Annotated in this window: 18 protein-coding genes; 8 read left to right on the top strand and 10 right to left on the bottom strand. The window is 44.7% G+C overall.

Annotated features, from left to right (window positions below):
• The first annotated feature begins 49 nt into the window (after positions 1–49).
• Complete coding sequence (gene recD2 / locus SM123_RS02100) at positions 50–2,482, top strand: SF1B family DNA helicase RecD2 (RefSeq protein WP_320909991.1); 2,433 nt, start codon at positions 50–52, stop codon at positions 2,480–2,482.
• Between the two features lie 8 nt (positions 2,483–2,490).
• On the opposite strand, the gene dinB is transcribed toward recD2, so the two are convergent.
• Entirely contained in the window at positions 2,491–3,597 is a 1,107-nt protein-coding gene (gene dinB, locus SM123_RS02095) for a DNA polymerase IV (protein WP_320909723.1), read from the bottom strand.
• A 260-nt stretch (positions 3,598–3,857) separates the two neighbouring features.
• Here dinB and pflB point away from each other — a divergent pair, with 260 nt between their 5' ends.
• The 6 genes from pflB (at position 3,858) to SM123_RS02065 (ending at position 10,780) form a co-directional block, all read left to right on the top strand.
• Positions 3,858–6,173 carry a formate C-acetyltransferase gene (gene pflB / locus SM123_RS02090; RefSeq protein ID WP_320909722.1) on the top strand — a complete coding sequence of 772 codons (2,316 nt, stop codon included), beginning with the start codon at positions 3,858–3,860 and terminating at the stop codon, positions 6,171–6,173.
• Positions 6,174–6,591: 418 nt separating this feature from the next.
• On the top strand, positions 6,592–7,350 hold the full coding sequence (locus SM123_RS02085; protein WP_150906558.1) for a threonine/serine exporter family protein: 759 nt from the start codon (positions 6,592–6,594) through the stop codon (positions 7,348–7,350).
• A gap of 4 nt (positions 7,351–7,354) precedes the next feature.
• Entirely contained in the window at positions 7,355–7,822 is a 468-nt protein-coding gene (locus tag SM123_RS02080) for a threonine/serine exporter family protein (RefSeq protein WP_003005049.1), read from the top strand.
• Positions 7,823–7,928: 106 nt separating this feature from the next.
• A complete protein-coding gene (locus SM123_RS02075) occupies positions 7,929–8,159 on the top strand; it encodes a hypothetical protein (RefSeq protein WP_118095561.1) in 231 nt (76 codons plus the stop codon).
• A 186-nt stretch (positions 8,160–8,345) separates the two neighbouring features.
• On the top strand, positions 8,346–9,518 hold the full coding sequence (locus SM123_RS02070) for a hydroxymethylglutaryl-CoA synthase (RefSeq protein ID WP_320909721.1): 1,173 nt from the start codon (positions 8,346–8,348) through the stop codon (positions 9,516–9,518).
• Positions 9,518–10,780, top strand: a complete 1,263-nt coding sequence (locus tag SM123_RS02065; protein ID WP_320909720.1) for a hydroxymethylglutaryl-CoA reductase, degradative — start codon at positions 9,518–9,520, stop codon at positions 10,778–10,780. Before SM123_RS02070 ends, SM123_RS02065 begins: the two co-directional genes overlap by 1 nt.
• A 48-nt stretch (positions 10,781–10,828) precedes the next feature.
• Here SM123_RS02065 and SM123_RS02060 read toward each other — a convergent pair whose 3' ends face one another.
• The 9 genes from SM123_RS02060 to SM123_RS02020 form a co-directional block, all read right to left on the bottom strand.
• Complete coding sequence (locus SM123_RS02060; protein ID WP_118396443.1) at positions 10,829–11,656, bottom strand: PrsW family glutamic-type intramembrane protease; 828 nt, start codon at positions 11,654–11,656, stop codon at positions 10,829–10,831.
• Positions 11,649–13,310, bottom strand: a complete 1,662-nt coding sequence (locus SM123_RS02055; protein ID WP_320909719.1) for a C69 family dipeptidase — start codon at positions 13,308–13,310, stop codon at positions 11,649–11,651. Before SM123_RS02055 ends, SM123_RS02060 begins: the two co-directional genes overlap by 8 nt.
• Positions 13,311–13,721: 411 nt before the next feature.
• Positions 13,722–14,726, bottom strand: a complete 1,005-nt coding sequence (gene fni, locus SM123_RS02050) for a type 2 isopentenyl-diphosphate Delta-isomerase (RefSeq protein WP_129299456.1) — start codon at positions 14,724–14,726, stop codon at positions 13,722–13,724.
• Positions 14,723–15,730 (bottom strand): phosphomevalonate kinase, encoded by a 1,008-nt coding sequence (locus SM123_RS02045; RefSeq protein WP_129299457.1) that lies wholly within the window; start codon positions 15,728–15,730, stop codon positions 14,723–14,725. The genes fni and SM123_RS02045 overlap by 4 nt, the downstream gene beginning before the upstream one ends.
• Positions 15,720–16,670, bottom strand: coding sequence for a diphosphomevalonate decarboxylase (gene mvaD, locus SM123_RS02040; protein WP_320909718.1), 951 nt, complete (start codon positions 16,668–16,670; stop codon positions 15,720–15,722). Before mvaD ends, SM123_RS02045 begins: the two co-directional genes overlap by 11 nt.
• Positions 16,652–17,530, bottom strand: coding sequence for a mevalonate kinase (gene mvk, locus SM123_RS02035; protein WP_254727519.1), 879 nt, complete (start codon positions 17,528–17,530; stop codon positions 16,652–16,654). The genes mvaD and mvk overlap by 19 nt, the downstream gene beginning before the upstream one ends.
• A 171-nt stretch (positions 17,531–17,701) precedes the next feature.
• Positions 17,702–18,643, bottom strand: a complete 942-nt coding sequence (locus SM123_RS02030) for a serine hydrolase domain-containing protein (RefSeq protein ID WP_320909717.1) — start codon at positions 18,641–18,643, stop codon at positions 17,702–17,704.
• A gap of 10 nt (positions 18,644–18,653) precedes the next feature.
• Positions 18,654–19,421, bottom strand: coding sequence for a CppA N-terminal domain-containing protein (locus SM123_RS02025; protein WP_320909716.1), 768 nt, complete (start codon positions 19,419–19,421; stop codon positions 18,654–18,656).
• 106 nt (positions 19,422–19,527) lie between these two features.
• On the bottom strand, positions 19,528–20,805 hold the full coding sequence (locus SM123_RS02020) for an HdeD family acid-resistance protein (protein ID WP_023919173.1): 1,278 nt from the start codon (positions 20,803–20,805) through the stop codon (positions 19,528–19,530).
• Positions 20,806–20,906: 101 nt separating this feature from the next.
• Between SM123_RS02020 and SM123_RS02015 the strand changes: the two genes are divergently transcribed.
• Positions 20,907–23,195, top strand: coding sequence for a Xaa-Pro dipeptidyl-peptidase (locus SM123_RS02015; RefSeq protein ID WP_320909715.1), 2,289 nt, complete (start codon positions 20,907–20,909; stop codon positions 23,193–23,195).
• The last annotated feature ends 45 nt before the right edge of the window (positions 23,196–23,240 follow it).

Below are 23,240 nucleotides of genomic sequence, written 5' to 3'. Positions count from 1 at the left end.
GGCTGAGACAAGTATGTCCCAGCCTCGCTTTATAAAAAGGAAAGAAATGATGGAATATTATTTTTCTGGTACTATTGAGCGCATTATTTTTGAAAATCCCAGCAGTTTTTTTCGAATCCTCTTGCTCGATATCAGCGATACCGATGCCGAAGACTTTGATGATTTTGAGATTATTGTGACGGGTACTATGGCAGATATCATGGAAGGCGAAGACTACACCTTCTGGGGGGAGCTGGTCCATCATCCTAAATACGGAGAGCAGCTCAAAATCAGTCGCTATGAACGTGCCAAACCCTCTAGCAAGGGCTTGGTGAAATATTTTTCCAGCGATCACTTCAAAGGAATTGGTCTCAAAACAGCCCAAAAAATCGTGGACCTCTATGGGGACGATACCATTGACAAAATTCTGGAAGCCCCTGAAAAATTAGAAGAAATCACAGGTCTCTCCAAGAAAAACCGCCTGGCTTTTGTAGAAAAACTCCGTCAGAATTACGGAACGGAGCGCATTCTCGCCCAACTAGCCAACTATGGCATTCCCAATAAATTGGCCTTTCAGATCCAAGACTTTTATAAAGAAGAAACCCTCCAGATCGTGGAGCAACAGCCCTACCGATTGGTGGAAGATATCCAAGGCATGGGCTTTAAAATCGCGGACCAACTAGCCGAAGAATTGGGGATTGCAAGTGACGCCCCTGAGCGTTTCCGAGCAGGTCTGATCCACAGCCTTTTTAGCTACTCTATCGAGACTGGAAATACCTATATCGAAGCCAAGGACCTCCTGCGCTATACCATTGACCTCCTAGAATCAGCTCGTCCAGTAGAATTGGATCCTTCCACTGTCGCCCAAGAATTAGGACGCCTCATCGAGGAAGACAAGGTCCAAAACGTGGATACCAAGATCTTTGACAACAGTCTTTTCTTTGCGGAGGAAGGGATTCGTAGTCATATCGGTCGATTATTGGAAAAAGGAAAGTCGACTTCATTTGACCCTGAGAAAATCAACCAGGCGATTGAGGAGGTTGAAAAAGATTTAGGGATTCGCTACGATGCGATTCAAAAAGAGGCGATTCACCAAGCTATCCAAAATAAGGTCTTTATCCTCACCGGGGGACCGGGGACAGGAAAGACTACCGTTATCAATGGGATGATCAGCGTCTATGCTCAACTCCACCATCTGGATCTTCGGAAGAAACAAGACCTGCCGATCCTCTTGGCTGCTCCAACGGGACGGGCAGCTAGACGCATGAATGAACTAACAGGACTTCCGAGCGCCACCATCCACCGCCATTTGGGGATGACAGGAGATGATGACACCAGCCACTTAGAGGACTATCTGGATGCAGACTTTATCATTGTGGACGAATTTTCCATGGTTGATACCTGGCTGGCTAATCAATTACTTAGCAACATTGCAACGGATACCAAACTCTTGATTGTGGGAGATGCTGACCAATTACCTTCCGTCAGCCCTGGTCAGGTCTTGGCTGATCTCTTGCAGATTCCAAGCATCCCTCAGACCAAACTGGAACATATTTTCCGACAGAGTGAGGACTCGACCATTGTCTCACTAGCAGGAGACATTCGCCAAGGCAAGCTTCCTCAAGATTTCACAGAACGAAAAGCTGACCGCTCTTATTTCGAAGCCGGAAGTGAACACATCCCTAAGATGATCGAACAAATCACTTCTGCTGCCCTTCGCAGTCAAATCCCTGCTCGAGATATCCAAGTCTTGGCACCCATGTACAAGGGCCAAGCCGGCATTGACAATATCAATACGCTCATGCAAGACCTTCTCAATCCAGCTGTCAAAGGCCAGGTCGTCTTTGACTCGCCAGACTGCCAATACCGCGATGGGGATAAGGTCATCCATCTGGTCAATGATGCGGAAAGCAATGTCTTTAATGGAGATATTGGCTACATCATCGACCTTCTCCCAGGAAAATATACGGAATCCAAGCAAGATGAATTGACCATCCAATTTGATGGCAATGAAATCGTCTACCCGCGCAATGATTGGTACAAAATTCGCTTAGCCTATGCGATGAGTATTCACAAATCGCAAGGAAGCGAATTTCCGGTAGTGATTTTACCCATTACCAATCAAAGCCACCGGATGTTGCAGCGCAATTTGATCTATACCGCCATCACGCGCTCTAAGAGCAAGCTGATTCTCTTAGGAGAATACAGCGCCTTTGATTACGCTACTAAAAATACCGGTACTGCGCGCAAGACCTACTTGGTGGAGCGCTTCAAGGACCTGGATGGAGGCGAGGCAACCAAAGCCTCTTCTTCAGCCGTTGCCACCTCTTCTGCTACAGTCGAGTCTACACGAAGCAAGGAAGAAACTGTTGAAAGGAAGGCTGAGCCTGATGAACCGACTGTCTATCGACTGACTGAAGAAAATCTCCACACCATCTCTCCTATGATCGGACTGACTGAAGAAGAAATTGCGGCCTTTTTTGACATCAAAAAATACGACTAGTGAACAAACTAGTCGTTTTCTTTTTCTTCCACCAAAGGCAACTCGGTATGATCGACGAAATTGGTCATGGTGACACCCAAGAGGCGGACTCCAGTATTTGTCGACTCAATTTCTTGAAAAATTTGGCGAGCAGAACGATTGATCCGTTCAGCCTCTCGTATTGGCTCCGTCAATGTCATTCGCTTGGTCAGGGTAGTAAAGTCTCCATAGCGCACTTTTAAAACCAAGGTCTTGCCTTGCTTGCCGTGTTTTTCCAGCGATTGGGCTACCTTACTGGACAGATTGGCAATTTCTTCTAAAATATCATCCTCAGCATAAAGGAGCTTGCGGTAGGTCCGCTCTTTTCCGATCGACTTGCGGATACGATGGCTCTTGACAGGGCTATTGTGAATCCCTCGCGCCTTACGAAAGAGATCATATCCAAAGCGCCCAAATCGATCGATCAAGGTCATCTCCGGAATGGCTAAAAGATCCGCGCCAGTATAGATCCCCATCTCATGCAGCCGCTCCACTGTCTTCTTTCCTACCCCGTGAAATTTGGCAATGTCCATCTGGCTCAGGAAATCCTCGGCATCCTCCGGCAAGACCACCGTTAGGCCACGGGGTTTTTGGTAGTCACTTGCCATCTTTGCCAAAAACTTATTATAAGAGACACCTGCTGAAGCTGTGAGATGCAGCTCTTCCCAGATCGCATGCTGAATCAAGCGAGCAATCTTGACAGCTGATTTGCTCTGAATTTTATTTTCCGTCACATCTAGATAGGCTTCATCAATACTCATGGGCTCGATCACATCTGTATAGTGCTTGAAAATCTCACGAACCTGCTCACCCACTTCTCGGTATTTCTCATAATTTCCAGAGATAAAAATCGCTTGGGGACAAAGATCCAGCGCTTCTTTGGAACTCATGGCCGAATGAATGCCATATTTCCGTGCTTCATAGTTACAGGTCGAGACCACACCTCTCCCTCCTGATTGACGAGGGTCCTGGCCAATTACGACAGGCTTACCCTTTAAACTAGGGTTGTCTCTTTCTTCGACGGCAGCAAAAAATGCATCCATATCAATATGAATAATCTTGCGACTGGTATCATTCACTAATGGAAATATCAGCATTTTTCACCCTCCTTTCTTTCTATTATAGGAAGAAAATTTCAGAATTGCAAAAATCGGCTCTCCAGAAAACATGAAAATTGTTGAAAAACTGTGTTTGTTTTCAAAAATATAGTACAGTATCGCAGAGGATTTGAAACTGTATTACAAAAGAATCTGCTGTTTTTCGCAATTCGCCTTTGTGTAACCGATTTCTGTATGGTATACTACTATTGTAAGTGCAACAGATATAGTTGCTAGAAAGACAATAGAGGAAAATAAAAATGGTTGTTAAAACAGTCGTTGAAGCACAAGATATTTTTGACAAAGCCTGGGAAGGCTTCAAAGGTGAAGATTGGAAAGAAAAAGCAAGCGTTTCTCGCTTCGTTCAAGCTAACTACACACCATATGATGGAGATGAAAGCTTCCTAGCTGGTCCAACTGAACGTTCTCTTCACATCAAAAAAATTGTTGAAGAAACGAAAGCTCATTATGAAGAAACTCGTTTCCCATACGATAACCGTCCAACATCTATCGGTGATATCGCAGCTGGATATATCGATAAAGAAAACGAAGTGATCTTCGGTATCCAAAATGATGAATTGTTCAAATTGAACTTTATGCCTCGTGGTGGTATCCGTATGGCAGAAACTACTTTGAAAGAAAATGGATACGAACCAGATCCTGCAGTTCATGAAATCTTCACAAAATACGTTACAACTGTAAACGACGGTATCTTCCGCGCTTACACTTCTAACATCCGTCGTGCTCGTCACGCTCACACTGTAACTGGTCTTCCAGATGCTTACTCTCGTGGACGTATCATCGGGGTTTATGCTCGTTTGGCTCTTTACGGTGCTGACTACTTGATGGCTGAAAAAGCAAACGACTGGAACTCTATTACTGAAATTGATGAAGAATCAATCCGTCTTCGTGAAGAAGTAAACCTTCAATACCAAGCACTTCAAGAAGTTGTTAAATTGGGTGACCTTTATGGTGTAGATGTGCGTCGTCCTGCCTTCAATACAAAAGAAGCAATCCAATGGACAAACATCGCCTTCATGGCTGTCTGCCGTGTGATCAACGGTGCTGCTACTTCTCTTGGACGTGTGCCAATCGTTTTGGATATCTACGCTGAACGTGACTTGGCTCGTGGTACATTTACTGAATCAGAAATCCAAGAATTCGTTGACGATTTCGTTATGAAATTGCGTACTGTTAAATTTGCTCGTACAAAAGCTTACGACCAATTGTACTCAGGTGACCCAACCTTCATCACAACTTCTATGGCTGGTATGGGTAACGACGGACGTCACCGTGTTACTAAGATGGACTACCGTTTCTTGAACACTTTGGACAACATCGGTAACTCTCCAGAACCAAACTTGACAGTTCTTTGGACTGACAAATTGCCATATAGCTTCCGTCGCTACTGTATGCACATGAGCCACAAACACTCTTCTATCCAATACGAAGGTGTAACAACAATGGCCAAAGACGGATACGGTGAAATGAGCTGTATCTCATGTTGTGTATCTCCACTTGACCCAGAAAACGAAGAACAACGCCACAACATCCAATACTTCGGTGCTCGTGTTAACGTGCTTAAAGCTCTTCTTACTGGTTTGAACGGTGGTTACGACGATGTTCATAAAGACTATAAAGTATTTGACATCGATCCAATCCGTGACGAAGTTCTTGAATTCGAATCCGTTAAAGCAAACTTCGAAAAATCTCTTGACTGGTTGACAGACACTTACGTAGATGCTTTGAACATCATCCACTACATGACTGATAAGTACAACTACGAAGCTGTTCAAATGGCCTTCTTGCCAACTCACCAACGCGCTAACATGGGATTCGGTATCTGTGGATTCGCTAACACTGTTGATACTTTGTCAGCAATCAAATACGCTACTGTTAAACCAATCCGTGACGAAGATGGCTACATCTACGATTACGAAACAATCGGTGAATACCCACGTTGGGGTGAAGATGACCCACGTTCTAACGAATTGGCAGAATGGTTGATCGAAGCTTACACTACTCGTCTTCGCAGCCACAAACTTTACAAGAACGCTGAAGCAACTGTTTCACTTCTTACCATCACTTCTAACGTTGCTTACTCTAAACAAACTGGTAACTCACCAGTCCACAAAGGGGTATACCTCAACGAAGATGGTTCTGTGAACTTGTCTAAATTGGAATTCTTCTCACCAGGTGCTAACCCATCTAACAAAGCTAAAGGTGGATGGTTGCAAAACTTGAACTCACTTGCTAGCCTTGACTTTGGTTACGCAGCTGATGGTATCTCACTCACTACTCAAGTATCACCACGTGCTCTTGGTAAAACTCGTGACGAACAAGTTGATAACTTGGTAACCATCCTTGATGGATACTTCGAAAACGGTGGACAACACTGTAACTTGAACGTTATGGACTTGAACGATGTTTACGAAAAGATCATGTCAGGTGAAGACGTTATCGTTCGTATCTCTGGATACTGTGTAAACACTAAATACCTCACTCCAGAACAAAAAACTGAATTGACACAACGTGTCTTCCACGAAGTTCTTTCAATGGATGATGCCTTGAACTAAGATTCAAATAGGTCTTAAAAACCAGTCGGAAACGGCTGGTTTTTTCATCCCCATCGCAAGAGTATTCTGAATTTTGAAAGAGTTTAAGAGCCTACTATATAGAGTTTGACAGCGCTTTCTCCAAGTGTTATAGTAGAGCTGTAAATAAGATAGAAGGGGTGATCCTATGTTTTTAACATTTATTTTCGCTATTATTTGGCTCTTTATCCTGATTGCACTGATCTTTTTAGCAACCCTTCTCGTCCAGGACAGCACCGTGCAGCACCACCACCCGAGTTAGCGAATGATAAGCCTAAACAATAGCTATTTTAAACGAATTCAGAAAGGATAAGAAACAAACTAGAATTGTCAAATTTTAGTTCTGTCTCTCGTCCTTTTTTGCTATAATAGAAACAGATTATTTAGTAAGAAGGAAATTATGGAAGAGTCAAAACAGATCAACCAAGTGATCGACGTCCTGATGTTAGCTGGAACCCTCCTGATCGAGAGCGGTTCTGAGATTCACCGGGTCGAAGATACCATGATCCGGATCGCCCATTCACAGGGAATCGTCGATTGCAATGTTTTAGCGATGCCAGTCGCTATTTTCTTTTCAATCGAGAATGCCAATGTCACGCGCATGAAACGGATCTTGCGGACCAATTACAATATCGAAAAGGTCTGTGACGTCAATCAGATCTCCCGTCAACTCGTCTCTGGAGAGATAGATCTCGAGCAAGCCTACAAAGCCCTGAGCGAGTTGAAAATGAAGCGCGTTCCTTATACCAATCTCCAGTTGACCATTGCGGCAACTCTTAGTGCGCCTTTCTTCTCCATCATGTTTGGAGGAAATTTCTATGATGCGATTGGAGCGGGTATTGCGACTGTCTTTGCCTTTGCTTTTTCTCTTGTCGTTGAGAAATACGTTCGCATTCCTTTTGTCACTGCCTTTGCGGCCGCCTTTGTCTTTGGTTTTTTGGCCCATATCTGGACGCGCTATAGTGGTTTTCCTTCCAATACCGATCTCATTATCGCAGGCTGTGTCATGCCCTTCGTTCCTGGAATCGCTATGACCAATGCCGTCCGCGATCTGATGAATTACCACCTCAACTCTGGGATGAGCAAACTCTTTGAGACTCTCCTCATTACTCTTGCACTTGGTGCCGGTACAACGGTCGCCCTCGTCCTTATGAAATAAAATGATGAACCTAACTGAATTTTTAATCCAAGCGGTGGCCAGCTTGATTGCCATCATCACCTTTTTAATTGTCCTAAATGTGCAGCGCTCCATGTTGATTCCTGGAGGAATCCTCGGTATGGGCATCTGGCTACTCTACTATATCCTGAAAGGGCCTACCAATGTTATCGTTGCAACCTTTATCGCAGCCATTGTCGGCTCCTGTATCAGTCAGATTTTAAGTATCATTCTCAAGACGCCTGTCGTGGTCTTTATGTTGTCCATTCTCGCACCCTTGGTACCTGGATATATTTCCTATCGAACCACTTCCTTCTTTGTCAGTGGCCAATATCGCCAAGCAGTGACCAGCGTGACCCTGGTGGTTATTCTAGCCTTGGTGATCTCCATCGGGATGGCTAGTGGATCTGTCGTTTTGAAACTCTACCATTCTTACCAACGCCATCAAAAAAGAAAAATGACCAATGCCAACTAGCATTGGTTTTTCAAAACTTATCTATGTAATCGCTTGTATTTTTGTTTAAAAGGAGTACAATGATAGTGAAAAAACAAATCCTTTAAAGTATGTGAGGTACTGTACGATGGTAAACAAGTATATCAAGTATCTTCCTTGGGTGATTCTAGGAGCCTTCTCCTCCTATCTATCAGCGACTTACTATGCCCGTAATTCATTTGACTTGTTCTATCTGACCTTGATCTTTCTGATTGCGGACATCGCTATACTCGTCTTCTACGAAAAAGTTCTAAGAGACAAATGCAAAGAACTCTTCATACGGGTTATGAGTAACCCTAAGAAAGATAAGCAAGCATAAGAGTTGAAAAGCCATCTAAAGATGGCTTTTTTTATAGATTTTCTATTTTTTCTTTGAAACATTGCAAAATCGGTCCCGAGAATGATTTCCTTGCTGATCTAGCTTTTTCAAGGGAGTTTTACCCTTAAATATGGTAAAATAGTAACGAAATATACTAGTAGATATCAAATAAAAAAGAGGTTAAGAATGACAATTGGGATTGATAAGATTGGTTTTGCGACGAGCCCTTATGTCTTGCGTTTAGAAGATTTGGCCGCTGCTCGTGATACCGATCCCGAAAAACTGAGCAAGGGTCTTCTCTTAAAAGAACAAAGTGTTGCACCGATCACAGAAGACATCGTCACATTGGCTGCTACTGCAGCAGATGATATTTTAACAGACGAAGATAAAGAAGCGATCGACATGGTGATTCTTGCGACAGAATCTGGAATTGACCAGAGTAAGGCTGCTGCTGTGTTTGTCCATGGCTTACTAGATATCCAGCCTTTCGCCCGCTCTTTTGAGATGAAAGAAGCCTGCTATGCTGCGACTGCTGCCTTGGATTATGCTAAACTCCATGTTGAAAAATTCCCACAGAGTAAGGTTTTGGTCATTGCCAGTGACATTGCTAAATACGGAATTGGAACTCCTGGAGAACCAACACAGGGGGCTGGAGCGGTTGCTATGCTGATCAGCCAAAATCCTCGTGTTCTATCTTTTAACGATGATAATGTTGCCCAAACACGCGATGTCATGGATTTTTGGCGTCCAAATTACGCGACAACTCCCTTCGTGAATGGGATTTATTCAACGCAACAATATCTAGATTCTCTGAAAACAACCTGGGCGGAATACCAGAAACGGACTGGCCTTGCCTTGACAGACTTTGCGGCTGTCTGCTTCCACTTGCCTTATCCGAAATTAGCTCTCAAGGGCTTGAAAAAAATCCTGGATAAGTCAGTGTCAGAAGAGAAAAAAGATCAATTACAATACAACTTTGATCAATCGATTCTATACAGCCAACGCGTGGGAAATATCTACACTGGATCTCTTTTCCTAGGCTTGCTGTCACTATTGGAAAATGACCCCCAACTCAAAGCTGGGGACCAAATCGCCCTCTTTAGCTATGGAAGTGGAGCGGTTTCTGAGATCTTTAGCGCCAATCTCGTTCCTGGTTTTGAGCAACTCTTAGATCACAAACGCATGGAAAAACTGGACCAACGTACGGTTCTTAGTGTTGCTGACTACGAACGACTCTTTTATGAGGAAGTAGATCTAGATCCTAGTGGCAATCAAGTGTTTGAGCCTGCTACGAATCAAACTTTTGCTTTGACAGAGATCAAGGAACACCAACGCACTTACCAGAAAGTAGAAAAATAATGGCACGATTACCAGGTTTTGCAAAACTTTCTCCCACAGAACGCATAGAGGCCTTACTGAAGGAAGGCCTCTTAACTTGGGATGAAGCACAGATCTTAAAAGAACAAAAGGGACTTCCCCTTTCTATTGCAGATCAATTGACAGAAAATGTCTTGTCGACTTTTGACTTGCCTTTTAGCCTTGCTCCTTATTTCCTGATCAATGGTCGTGACTATGTCCTTCCCATGGTCACAGAAGAGCCATCCGTGGTCGCGGCTGCCAGCTTTGCAGCCAAGCTAATCCAACGTTCGGGCGGTTTCACCACCCAGGTGCACCAACGCCAAATGATCGGTGAGATCGCTCTGACGGATGTTGAAGACATAGAAGTTGCTAGCAGGCGCATCCTCGAAGACAAGGAAACCCTTCTTCAGCTGGCTAATGAAGCCTATCCTTCTATCGTTAAGCGTGGAGGTGGAGCGAGAGATCTTTGGGTCGAAAACAAGGGGGACTTTCTTATTGTCTACTTGGCTGTCGATCCCAAAGAAGCCATGGGAGCCAATATGCTCAACACGATGCTGGAAGCTCTGACCGATCGCATCCAGGAACTCTCTGACGGTCAGGCTTTGATGGCAATTTTATCCAACTTGGCCACTCGCTCTTTGGTGAGTGCACGGTGTGCCATCGATTTTAAAGCACTGAGTCGAAATCCTGAGGAAGCCATTGAGATTGCCCACCGGATGGAGCTAGCTAGCCAATTGGCTCAAGTGGATCCTTACCGTGCGGCTACTCATAACAAGGGAATTTTTAATGGGATTGATGCCCTGGTCCTTGCAACAGGCAATGACTGGCGGGCCATCGAAGCAGGAGCCCATGCCTATGCTGCACAAAGTGGTTCTTACAAGGGTTTGAGTCACTGGACAAGTCAGCCGGAAGAGAAAAAACTCTATGGTGAGATCACCCTACCAATGCCGGTTGCGACAAAAGGAGGCTCGATTGGCCTCAACCCAACGGTTCAAGTCAGCCACCGTTTGCTAGGAGTGCCTTCTGCTATTGAATTAGCAGGTATCATCGCTTCTCTCGGTTTAGCACAGAATTTCGCTGCCTTGAAAGCCTTAGTGACTACAGGGATCCAAGCAGGACATATGAAACTCCAAGCACGCTCCCTAGCCCTTCTAGCAGGAGCTAAGGAAGAGGAAGTTCCCCGATTGGTCAGCCAACTCCTTGAAAACAAACCCTTTAATTTAGAAAAGGCACAAACACTCTTACAAGAATTGAGAAAATAAAAGAACTAAGACCCACGTCTTAGTTCTTTTGTGTTTGAAAAAATTTTCTTATTGTTTTAAAAATGGCAACTCGGGATGTTTCTTGGTATAGAGCACCACTTCGATAAAGGTCCCTACTTGGACGGCAAAGAGCAGTCCGACGAGAAGATTAATCCGATGGTCTGTTTCATAAAACGGAGAGTTCCATAAGAAGTGATTGGCTACTGTTGAGAGAACACACCAGAGCCCAAAAAGTTTTTCCTTTTGCTGGGTCACTTGAGACAACAAGAGGAAGACACCAACTGATACAACAGCTGTATAGAGGGCATGTGAAGCTAATCCACCAGAGATCCGGTTAATGGCCTCAGTAACCGCGGCTAATTGGCTGGTTTTGGTTTGGCGGGCAACGTACCCTAAATCCTCAATGATTTGAAAACCAAAGCCAGAGCCCAAGCCTGCAATTAGAATCGCTTTTAGATCTTTCTTGCCAACCATCAAGACAACCCAAAAGGCAACTAGGGCCTTAAAGAATTCCTCTGAAAATGGGGCCGTCAAGGCATCGGTCCACTTGTTAAAGACAGTGGCATCCTTGATCACATGGCTATTCATAATATCAATCAAGCTATTGCCTGAAAAGCTCAACCAGCCTGCTACGAAGGCTCCTCCAAACATGGCAATCCATAAGAGATAGGTTGGGACAGTCAACTGCTTGGCCAATCGTTTTGAAAAGAGATAGAGCGGGATAATAATAGCAGCTAAGACAGACAAGTTTAAGACCAAATCTCTGCCTGCAGACTGGCTAAATTCTTGTTGAGAAAGATGACCGAGTTCAAACTCCAAGCCAATTCCTGCCAACAGTAGAAAAAGATAGATCGAGGCTCTTTGAATTTTAGTCATCTTGTTTTCCTCCCTTTTGTTTCTTTGAGCGAATCAGGTAGATCACAATCGCTAGAAGGGTTGCCCCGAATAAGCCTGCTGCTAGAATGTAATCATAGTCAAATTCAACGAGATCAATCTTTTCTTCATAAGCAGCATCTTCTTCGTCATCTAAATCCTGCAGAGCACTTTTTCCGTGTTCATCTGCTACCTTTTGTTCTGCTTCTTTTCTGATTTCTTGCAAGCGTTCGAAGGTTTTCTCAGCTCTTGCCAAGCTTTCCTCTGTTGCCTTCTCACTCGCTTCTTCAGGCTGAGAAGCAAGGGCAATTTGCTCCTTATCACTCAGATCTTGTTCGACCATCCACTGAGACTCCAATCGTTCCATTTCAGTACGAATCGCCCCATCTTCGAATAAATCTGGATACTTGGCCACAAGGTCATTGATTCTTGAAATGGTCCAATACCAAGAGCGATCATTGTAATGATCCCCTAATTCTTGGTAGGCTTGATAGGTGTTGAGAATATTGCCATAGTAGGGTAGGTATGGAGCATTTCGTGGACTGCCCATCGACAGCCACATGGTGCCTCCACCTGCACTCGCTGGGACATCATCTTTCAGTTGGAAAATATGGGCCTCCATGACATTTGGATTGGAAATAGGATATTTATAAACCTCATCAAACTCTCCTTTTTTCGGAATGCCTTTTCCATCTAGCTCCATTTGATCCTGTGGTTTATATTTGGTTCCTTCCAAACGATTGCGTTGGAGATTCATGGCATCGCGGAGGGTTAATTTTCGATCGGTTGTATGAAGAAGGTCAAAGGACGCATCGTCATATTTAACAGGAGAGCTTGGGTCTAGCGATTTGATTCCCGACCAAACCCGTGAGCGATCTGCTTCTTGCAAAGGCGGATTATAGGATTGAGAAACGTGGAATTTTCCGTCCACTTCCTTATAGCTATTGGCTTCTTTGGCGACTTTTTCAAGATCTTTTGAGGCGATCGTGCGTTCGGTATCTGACAGATCGACATGCCCTAAGAAGAAAGTATTTGGAAAGACCGCAAATCGATCCTCTGGGAAGAGAATCGCCGCATATTGATGGCCAGATAGGATTTCCATATACCAGACGCCTTCTTTATCGGCAATAGTCACAATACTTCCTTCTGCAGCGCCTTTTTCTTCGACGATTTTAGCAATGAGTTCAACCCCTTCTCTTGCGGTTTTCACACTTGGGAGAACGATACTGGTCAAGCCCGATTCTGCGAGGCCATCCTTGACATAGGGATCCACCTTTTGGATCTTGTCATTTGCTGAAGCAGATACAGTGGCAGAAATGGAAACTCCATATTCATTGAATCCTGCTTCGTCAAAAATCCCTTGATCAGGGGTGACATCCGGGACCGCTGTATACTTATAGCTAATCTCTGGCAAGGGATATTGAAAACCGTTGGCAGCATCTTCAAAAATGGCTCCTTTTTTATTGTAGACACGCTCTCTGACCACAAAATTTTTATTATGGTTGGGTTCTAAATCTTCGGTACGCCCTACCAAGGTCGAACCATCGGCAGTCAGTTTCTTCCCGATGATGAACCCTGTACAAGCCTCAACAGGTTGAGCAATCAACAAAAGCGGAAGCAAGGCTGCTACAGCTGATCGAAAATAGTGCTTCTTCATCCTAAACTCCTTTTAAAAATGTTTTTCCTTATTTAGTATACTCTTTTACAAGCCTATTTTGCAAGCGATTCCATCAACCGTAAACGATTCGTAAACTATCAGAATTTTTGAGGAGAACACTTTTTCAAAAAAAAGAAAGAATTGGCTTATTTTGCCAATCCTAAACGAATAGGAACTAATTTTTAAGTAAAATAAGTTAAGTGATTCTTCAAAGAACTATAAAAGAGTTCTAATTTTCAAAATGAATAATAATATACGAAAACTTTCCGCCGTGAGAAAAGTGCCTGAAACGTTTTTGTTTCAGGCACTCGGGAGTTTTGAAACCTTAGGTTCAAAACTAAGTCATGGAACTTCGTAGAAGTTCGCTGACGTCCGTACTCACCTAAGGAAAGTTTCTAAAATGATTTTTCTTCATTTTTTCTGTTGCTGAGCTTGCCACAACTTTCCATAGAGGAGATAGTCGACTTCACGGAGCTCTTTCAGGTTCTGACAACCGAGCGCACAAAGGAGCAATCTTAGGTCTTCTTTCCATCCTTGGACAAGGACGATTACTTCTTCAATGCTCTTAGTCTCTACCATCTCAAGAAAAACACGGGAAAGTCCTACGCCACGCGCTCCAAGGACTAAGGCCTTGACCATATCAAGGGGATGACGGATGCCCCCACTTGCGAGGATCTCAATCTGATCCATCTGATCCTGTAACTGTATGAGACACTGCGCCGTTGACTGTCCCCAATCATCCAGATAAGCGCGATTGCCACCACGACGATTCTCAATATAGGCAAAACTAGTGCCACCACGACCAGAAATATCGACGGTTTTGATCCCAGCATCTAGCGCTGCCTGAACTGTTTTAGGATCCATGCCAAAACCGACTTCCTTCAGGACTACAGGTACAGGAAAGCCCTGCCCATAGCTCTTGAGATGGTCTTTCCAAGTGTGGAAACTCCGCTCCCCTTCGGGCATGAGCAACTCTTGCATCAGATTCACATGGACTTGAAGAAAGAGAGGTTGTAGCTCTTCCACTGTTCGCAAGCCCAGATCTGGCTCTTTATCGATGCCAATGTTGGTTGCTAAAAGAAGATGAGGATGGTCTTTTTGGACCGCATACGATTGATCGTTCGGATCCTTCAGCCCTGCACTGTAAGAGCCAGTAACAAAGAGAATCCCACAGGCTTCGGCTACTGCTGCCAACTTTTGATTGATCTCTTTGGCCCGTTTACTCCCGCCTGTCATGGCATTGATATAAAAAGGGACCTCCCAATCACGCCCTGCGAAATGGGTTGTTAGATCAATCTCCGCTAGATCCACAAGGGGGAGGGATCGGTGAATCAGCTCGATTTCATCAAAGCTATTATAGCAGGAGCTTTGCTCTAAGGCATAGCGAATATGCTGGTCTTTTCGATTTTCGCTCACGAATCTCCCATCCTTTCTTGGTAAATGACTTCAATATTCTTTTTCTTCCAGCGCTTTATCAAGATCTGAGTCTCAACTGGGTCAAAACTAAGGGCGATCCCACAGTCGCCTCCTCCAGCACCACTGGATTTGGCACAGGCAGAAAGCCCCTCTGTCGCTTCTTGCAGCTCTTTTAGAGCTGGGGTATAGATCAAAGGGTTCAAAGACTTTAGGTTCTTATCGGCGCGTTTGATACTGGTCTCAATGTCCTTTTGGTTCCCTTCACGGAGGCTTTTTTCAAGATTCTTCACTGCGCTCTGGCTCTCCTGAAGAAATTCTTCCTTGATCGCTCCCTTGACCTGACGAATCAAATCACTTGAAATCGCTGGTTCCTTGGTCCAACCAACCAGAAAATCATAAGAGATGGCTGGCTGGATCGAGCAGATCTGGTAGTCCCAATCCAGGTCTAAAACTTGTGACAGGGGCTGAGAATTCAAGACTTCATGCAACCAAGTCCGATCAAAGGATTGGTAATAAATCAAGTCCTCGTAGGCAATACAAGCCAAATCGCCCATGGAACCATTGTCCCCTCTTTGCACCAAGACCACTGCTGCTAGTCGAAAAAGCAGGTCCGGATTTAGGTCTAGTTCATACAGAGCAGCCATGGCCTTGATCACGAGCAAGACCACACTTCCGCTGGAACCAATCCCATACTTTTTCCCCTCTTCGCCCAGTGTTCCTCTAAGGTGAAGATCAAACGGTTTAGGGGCTATTCCCTGATCTTTCAGCCACTCTTCCATGAGCTGAATGGTCTCTTGAATCAAGGCGTAGTCCTTATTTGGGGTCAAATCCACCTGGTAACCAAAGAGATCTGAGGCTAGCTGATAGCTTCTAGATTCTTGGATGGTAGCTGATAGATAAATAGGAATAAACTGAATCACAGCTCCATAACCAGGTGTTAGCACCGCGTATTCTCCAGCTAGATAGAGCTTGCCTCCAGTCTGTACCTGATACTTAGTCTTCATCTTGAGGGTCCTTTGTCTTAGATACGATGGTCCGATAGCGGGCATCAAATAAAGGCACCAGCTGATCCAAGTCTTCTTCTAAACAGAGGACTTTAACATTTGGCCCTGCATCCATGGTAAAGTAACAAGCATGGCCTGCTGCGCGAAGCTCACGGACAAAGTCCATAGCTTTGTGGCTTTCTTCTGTCAAGTAGCTAAAGGCTGGAGTGGCTGTTCTAGTCGTCGCATGCATAGCAAGGGCATTGCGCTCTGTCAGCTGACCGACCCGTTCAAAATCATTGCCAGCTAGATAGTCCAGCATGTCCTTGTAATCTTGTCGAGACTCTTCAATCCATTCTTTGAAATTAGTCGAAGTCTCCATGCAGCGTTTCATCCCTTCCCGGCTGGAAACGGGCTTTTGCTTGTCATTTAGGACCAGCATGATCATCGCGAGTTTCAGGTCTGTTTGGACCTTATAAATTTCTCCACTTTCTTTGTCCCAGGCTGCTAAGGGACCAAAGAAAGACCGTGAAGAAGAACCCGAAGCAAACTTGGCTTTTTGAGCTAATTCCTCCTGGCTCAAGCCCAAATCATAATACCGATTGCAAGCCTTAACGAGAGCAGAGAGCCCGCTCGAGCTAGAGGACAAGCCTGCTGCGGTTGGCATGTTGTTGCTGGTATCCACCCGAACAAATCCTACTTCATCTGCTGGCTTCAAGCCATCAATCACAGCTCCAATTTTGGCTTGCTCAGCTGGATGTTGGAATTCCCCATCGATGTAAAATTCATGCGCAGTCGCATCTGCTGGCAAGGGAGATAGACTGGTCTCTGTATACATATTCTCTAAGGTCAACGAAATCGAACTGGTCGAAGGGACCATCTGTTTGGCATCTTCTTTTCCCCAGTATTTGATAATCGCGATATTGGCATAGGACTTAGCCTTTACAGGTTTTCGATCCATGTATGGTGCGCTCCTTCTTTTTCTAATGCATGGGCAATGGTTGCTGCTTCACGAGAATCCTTGACGAGGGCAATCACACAGCCTCCAAGACCACCCCCGCTCATTTTAGCGCCTAAGGCCCCGTTTTCAAGGGCAACAGCGACCAAATGGTCTGCTTCAACACAGCTGACACCGACGGCTCTCAAGTGGTCATGACAAGTAGTCAGAGCCTGTCCTAGGCTCGTTAGATCATTCATTTTCAGAGCCTCTTCCACCTGCTGGGTCAACTGACCAATCTCATGGAAATGGGACAAAACTTCCTGCCCTTTGGCTTCAACCTTTTGGATCGCCTCACGGGTATTGCCGTGAATTCCCGTATCCGCAATCACCAAGCTCGCTTTTATACCCAGCTCCAGCGGGTAAAAGCCGACATTTCGGATAAATTTAATGGCTTGATCGCTCAAACAAGTCTTGGCATCAAGCCCACTTGGATTCATATGGGCAATGGTTTCTGCTCGATTGACCAGGATTTCTAAGGTCTCATCATTCAGCTTCTCTTGATAATAGTCAAAAACGGCACGAATAGCTGCGATACTCACTGCTGCAGATGATCCCATCCCCCGTTTTTCCGGTACCATGGACTGAATTCGACAGCGAATCCGGGCCTCGCGAATCCCGAGGTGCTCAAGAGACGCAAAAACTGCCATGGACAAGGTGTCATCTTCAAACAAAATCCATGGACTGTCTGCCGGGATGATCTGGCAGATCACTTCGATATGATGGAGTGGCAAAGCAATAGCCGGATAACCATAAACCACCGCATGCTCTCCAATTAAGATAATTTTACTATGCGCCCTTCCGACGCCTATCTCTTTGTTCATATTCATCTCGCTCTATTAAGGTCATTACTATTTTAATATAAATCAGCCAAAAAAGCGATGCTTTTGAAGGAAATCCAACCTAAGACGGAGTTCAAAAATGAATCTCCTACCAGTTTCTTTCTCACGGACAGACCGTAAAAGGCCAGGATCCATCATCCTAGCCTTCCATTTCTATTTCTCAAATTCTTGTTTGATCAAGTCCATCAAAGAGTTGCGGTCCAGGATCCATTGGGCCCGTTCGTCCTTCTCATAGGTCCGGTTGGACAAAAAGATCACAGCTTCCTGTCTCTTGCGATTGTACATGATGAAGGTTCCTGTATAGCCCGTATGATCCAACCAGTCCCCCTCTAGATTCCATCCAAGAGCGCGGTTCTTGCCCTCTTCACGCGCAAAATTCTGAGACAAGTCACGCGCAAAATCATCCTTCAGATAATGCTCTAAGAAGCGCTCTAGATCAGCAACAGTTGAAAAAAGTCCAGCACTTCCCGCATGACAGCCCAGAACTCTCGCTTTGGGATCATGAACACTTCCAGAAGCCACTCCACGGACCGTTGGCACCGCCTTTTCGACCGGTCCAAACCGTGTTTCTGTCATCTTCCAAGGCGTAAAAATCAGCTCTTCAAATAAACGATCCAAGGGCTGGTGAAACCTGTCTTCTAACCAAAAGCCCAACAGAAGAAAATTGACGTCAGTGTAATGAAAACTCTTGTCTTCTTTTAACTGCAAATTTTCAAGGGCTGTTTTCAACTGTCTCGCATCCAATTGATCCCGGTTGGGGATAAAAGGATCAAGTCCTGACGTATGGGTCAAGAGTTCCCGGATGGTTGTCTTCTCATGAGCAAAACACGGGTAAAGCTCTTTAAAGGGGCGATCGAGCGGAAGCTCCCCTTTCGCATACAAAAAGGCACAGATGGTAGCGACTCCGACGACCTTACTGACACTGGCCAAATCATAGACCAGGTCAGCCACTACTGGATCTTCTTTTTCAGGGTCCGCAAGTCCTAGATAGTGCTCACTCCACTGACCATTGCGGTAAAGCGTAAGAGAGGCACCTGGATAGATGCCTTCTTGGATTTGTTCGGTAATTTTTTCGATGATTGCATTCACGCTCATCACTCCATTCTTATTCTTCATAAGAAATATGGACCTGATCTTGATTGGCTTCAAACCAGAGTTCGATCTGGCTTGGATCCTTGGCAATCAAGAAAGTTCCCTTACGGTGCACAAAATCGACAGCTTCTCCCAAGCGTTCTTTCAAGACTTCCACATCAAAAGATGCCAATTCAATCTTGATCATGCTCAAATCCCAGGTCACCTTGTTCTCCACTTGGAGATCTTCTCCTTGAGCTTCCTGCAAATGGATAAAGTGGGCCAAAGCTGGCAAGTTGCTATAGAACTTCTCAGCCTCAGCAAAATCGGCCACATTGACCTCAAGAAAGTCCACATCAAAGCTGGTCAAACCTTTGAAATCTTCTGGCACGTCAACAAGAGGCGCTTTCTCCAACGGTTCTAGGCTTTCAAGATTTTCTTCAGCATGCACGAAAATGGTATCTCCTTGAGGAGACACAACTTCAAAGGCGCGACCATTAGCTCCTTGGTAAAGGGCGCTTGTTTCTGGCTGGCGGGCCAACAAATAATCAATTTCTTGAGCTTGTGCCACTTTCACCACGATGCGACCCAATTTCTTTGGACCTTCGACCTTACGCGAACGCATACTCGGTGACTCTTCTAAGACAATTTTCTCTACTTTTGAGGCATCTCCTAAAGATAGGAGAGCTCCTTCTTCCACTAATACTTTCATTCCCAATGTCTCTTCATAAAAGCGTTGATTGACATTTCGGTTATTCACTTTCAAGACTGGGATCACTCTTACGATCTGATTTGCTGTCATACTTTCCTCCAAGCACTTTTTATTGTAAAAGATTTTCTGGCTTTTTACAAGAAATCTTGTGCAAAAAAGACAGATTTTTCAAAAATAAAAATCTGTCTTTCTTTTTTTAGTATACTGTTCGTGTATGGACCCGCCCGTTTGGAGCTTCAAATTCGTATTCTAAGTAATCCTGATAGGTCCCTGGTGCAATCACTCCACGCACATCTAATACAGCCGTTCCTGCCTGTCCCACAATGGAATCTGCTAACAGGCAGCAATTAGTAGACAGAACAAAGTAAGATTTAAAACGCGAAGAAGTAAATTTATATAGCTCAGCCCCTAAATCATATTTCAATTTGTAAGCGTAGGTCGGCTGACCGTCTTCCAGTAACCTCCTAGGTGGATCCCAAGGTTCTAACAACTGATCAATTTCAGCTAGACGCTTCTCTACTGCCTGATTCTCTTCTTCGGTAAGGGATAGGCTGTAGCCAAACAGCGTCTTTTGACTCTCTTTTTTACATAGTTCGATGTATGGTTCCTTATCCACTTTAAACAGTACGCCATCCCCAATCGTCCCAAATAGACGCTCTGAAAAGGGATCGTAACTTCCGTAAGAAATGACCTTCCCCTGATAACAAATATCTACATGCCCAATCGCTCCAAATAAGTTGCTGTCAGAAGTATGAACCAAAATTTCTAATTCCCTTGCCTCTTCTTCTTTTTTCACCAATCGATAAGGGCCTGTGTGTCCCGCCGAGCTCCCTTTTTGAAGAAACTGGTTAAACCGTTTTAACTCCTTAGCAGGGATAAAGGCTGCAAAGATAACCGGTAGGCTAATACGAAAGCGACGTTTTAACTCTTGGCCTTGTTGGTCTTTGTCAAATAAAATACCATCTCGAATATTAGAAATCCCCAACAAGACCAGATAAGCCCCCAAGAGGATAAATTGGAAGTGCCCATCTGAACCAGGTTCCAAGACAGTTGCTAGACCAAGCCCACCGTTTAAAAGCGCATCCCATAAATAGAGCCAGCCTCCTTTTACCCGATTGGCCTTATAAAGCCAAAATGTGATCCCATAGACAATGGCACTCCCCAACTGATATGCCCCTAAACAAATCACAACTAAGTTTACGGGCAGACTACTCAGTCGATTCAACCAGATCAACGCAAGTGAAAGAAAAATAAACCAAATAGAGTGGCTATAGGAAATAGACTTGCTACGTAACAAAAAGCGAAGAAGAAAGCTTCCTAGTCCATCAACTAAAAAGTAAATGGCTAATAGATCCAAGGAAAATTTGGTGAAACCAACGCCGTTTCGAAAAATGAGAATCCCAAAAATGACGGCAAGAACCCCAAACAATAAGGTCCGTCTTCTTGCAACTTGTTCAAAAGATATTTTTTTCAATATTCCTTCTCCTTATAGACGAAAGGTCTTTAGACAAATACTATTTTATCAAGTATAATATAAGAAGTAAAGAAAAAAGAAACTGATAAAAGGAGCAGTCTATGAAATACAATCAATATAGCTATCTATCTGTTGACCAAAAAGACATTCTTAAGGAACTAAAAGAAATTGGGTTTGACCTTCCCACCCACCTCCCAGAAAAAGAACTGTTTGAATGGTTTGTCCGCAAGGTTTACTTCACCTATAAAGATACAGATTATCCCCTCTCTAACCTAGTGGTGGATTCTAAAACAGACTTTTTAACGTATATCCAATCTGACTGCGAATGGTCTCCGAACATTTTTTACACAGTAGCCCTCCAATTACTCGGTTTCCGCTATTTTATTGATTTTGAAGATACGGATAGCTTCTTGAAAGAAGTCCAATTTCCGATTGAGTATGGAAACTTGGTAGAAAACCTCTATCACCTTCTCAATACTCGAACAGTAAAAGGAAATTTACTCATCGATCAGTTGGTCAGCGATGGCTTGATTCCTGAAGATAACCAGTATCACTATTTTAACGGCAAGAGCCTCGCAACCTTTACGAGCCATGATGCCATCCGCGAGGTCGTCTATGTGGAAAGTCGGGTCGATACCGACAAAGATGGTCTGCCAGACTTGGTCAAGGTCAGCATTATCCGTCCTCGCTATGAAGGCAAGATTCCAGCTGTTATGACCGCAAGTCCTTATCACCAAGGGACCAACGATAAGGCCAGCGACAAGGCCCTCTACAATATGAATGTCGACCTCGAGGTCAAAGAACCTCATACCATTCAAGTAGAAGTACCTCAATTAGAATTGGTGGATCCTGTCGGTTCAGCTGAGCTAGTCGATGAAGCTGAAGAAACTCTCACCCATATCAATTCCAGCTATACCCTCAACGACTACCTCCTTCCACGCGGCTACGCTAATCTCTACGTATCTGGAGTGGGGACAAAAGATTCGCAAGGCTTGATGACCAATGGAAATTACCAACAAATCGAAGCCTACAAGAACGTTATCGACTGGCTCAATGGCCGTTGCCGGGCCTTTACAGATCACACACGCAAACGCCAAGTCAAAGCTGATTGGTCTAATGGAAAGGTCGCAACCACCGGGATCTCTTACCTTGGAACCATGTCTAACGGCCTTGCGACCACAGGTGTGGACGGTCTTGAAGTCATCATTGCAGAGGCTGGGATCTCTTCTTGGTACAACTACTACCGCGAAAACGGCCTCGTGACAAGTCCTGGTGGCTATCCAGGTGAAGATTTCGATTCCCTTGCCGAATTGACCTACTCGCGCAACCTTCTAGGTGGAGACTATTTGCACCATAATGCAGCCCACCAAGCCGATCTAGACATCGTGAAAAAAGAGCTGGACCGCGCTTCTGGAGACTACAATCAATTCTGGCACGACCGCAATTATCTCTTACATGCTGATCAGGTGAAGGCTGAGGTGGTCTTCACTCATGGTTCGCAAGACTGGAACGTGAAACCTCTTCACGTCTTTAATATGTTCCAGGCTCTTCCAACAAGCATCAAGAAACACCTCTTCTATCACAATGGTGCCCATGTCTATCTCAACAACTGGCAATCCATTGACTTCCGCGAAAGCATGAACGCCCTCCTCTCTAAAAAATTGCTGGGCTACGATTCAAGCTATGAATTGCCTACTGTCATCTGGCAGGACAATACAGGAGAACAAAGTTGGACTTCCTTGGATGATTTTGGCAACCAAACAAATCAGCGGACCTTCTCCCTGGGAGACGACGAAAAAGTCATCCAAAACCGCTACGAGACAAAAGATTACGAGCGCTATGGCAAGGCTTATCCGACCTTCTTAAGCGATCTTTACCAAGACAAGGCCCAACAGGTGACAATTGATCTTCCAATCGAAGAAGACCTGCACCTCAACGGGAAAGCTCGCCTTCACCTGCGACTTCACTCCAGCACCAATAAAGGTCTTCTCTCAGCCCAACTCTTAGAGCTTGGAAGCAAGAAATACCTCCAACCCTATCCTGCAGTCTTATCGGTCCGTACGCTGGATAACGGTCGCTACCATATGCTAGACAACTTGACCGAGTTGCCATTCAAGGAAGCCGGCCAGCGAGTGATTTCGAAAGGTTATCTCAACCTCCAAAACCGGCATGACCTCTTAGAGGTTGAGGCCGTAACACCAGGCGAGTGGATGGAATTTGACTTTGATCTCCAACCAACCATCTACAAGCTCGAAAAAGGTGCAACTCTTCGCTTGGTCCTTTACACGACGGACTTTGAAATCACTGTGCGTGATCAAACCGATTACCAACTCACCATTGACTTAGCACAATCAAGCCTCCATCTTCCTGAAATGACAGAGGCCCACTAATCGTGGTATCAAGGCTTAGCCTTTCTTTGCTTCATTTGACAGCTT

The organism is Streptococcus sp. S5, from assembly GCF_034134805.1.
Classification (GTDB): Bacteria; Bacillota; Bacilli; order Lactobacillales; family Streptococcaceae; genus Streptococcus; species Streptococcus lingualis.
Note: the sequence above shows the minus strand (reverse complement) of the source record. Positions and strands in the feature narration are given on the sequence as shown.

Excerpts from the sequence above, each read along its gene's own strand:
- SM123_RS02080 (WP_003005049.1), top strand. The coding sequence starts at position 7,355 with ATGAACCTAACTGAATTTTTAATCCAAGCGGTGGCCAGCTTGATTGCC.
- SM123_RS02085 (WP_150906558.1), top strand. The coding sequence starts at position 6,592 with ATGGAAGAGTCAAAACAGATCAACCAAGTGATCGACGTCCTGATGTTA.
- SM123_RS02065 (WP_320909720.1), top strand. The coding sequence starts at position 9,518 with ATGGCACGATTACCAGGTTTTGCAAAACTTTCTCCCACAGAACGCATA.
- recD2 (WP_320909991.1), top strand. The coding sequence starts at position 50 with ATGGAATATTATTTTTCTGGTACTATTGAGCGCATTATTTTTGAAAAT.
- SM123_RS02030 (WP_320909717.1), bottom strand. The coding sequence starts at position 18,643 with ATGAGCGTGAATGCAATCATCGAAAAAATTACCGAACAAATCCAAGAA.
- SM123_RS02015 (WP_320909715.1), top strand. The coding sequence starts at position 20,907 with ATGAAATACAATCAATATAGCTATCTATCTGTTGACCAAAAAGACATT.
- dinB (WP_320909723.1), bottom strand. The coding sequence starts at position 3,597 with ATGCTGATATTTCCATTAGTGAATGATACCAGTCGCAAGATTATTCAT.
- SM123_RS02045 (WP_129299457.1), bottom strand. The coding sequence starts at position 15,730 with ATGAAGACTAAGTATCAGGTACAGACTGGAGGCAAGCTCTATCTAGCT.
- SM123_RS02060 (WP_118396443.1), bottom strand. The coding sequence starts at position 11,656 with ATGACTAAAATTCAAAGAGCCTCGATCTATCTTTTTCTACTGTTGGCA.
- pflB (WP_320909722.1), top strand. The coding sequence starts at position 3,858 with ATGGTTGTTAAAACAGTCGTTGAAGCACAAGATATTTTTGACAAAGCC.
- mvaD (WP_320909718.1), bottom strand. The coding sequence starts at position 16,670 with ATGGATCGAAAACCTGTAAAGGCTAAGTCCTATGCCAATATCGCGATT.
- SM123_RS02055 (WP_320909719.1), bottom strand. The coding sequence starts at position 13,310 with ATGAAGAAGCACTATTTTCGATCAGCTGTAGCAGCCTTGCTTCCGCTT.
- mvk (WP_254727519.1), bottom strand. The coding sequence starts at position 17,530 with ATGAACAAAGAGATAGGCGTCGGAAGGGCGCATAGTAAAATTATCTTA.
- SM123_RS02025 (WP_320909716.1), bottom strand. The coding sequence starts at position 19,421 with ATGACAGCAAATCAGATCGTAAGAGTGATCCCAGTCTTGAAAGTGAAT.
- SM123_RS02070 (WP_320909721.1), top strand. The coding sequence starts at position 8,346 with ATGACAATTGGGATTGATAAGATTGGTTTTGCGACGAGCCCTTATGTC.
- SM123_RS02075 (WP_118095561.1), top strand. The coding sequence starts at position 7,929 with ATGGTAAACAAGTATATCAAGTATCTTCCTTGGGTGATTCTAGGAGCC.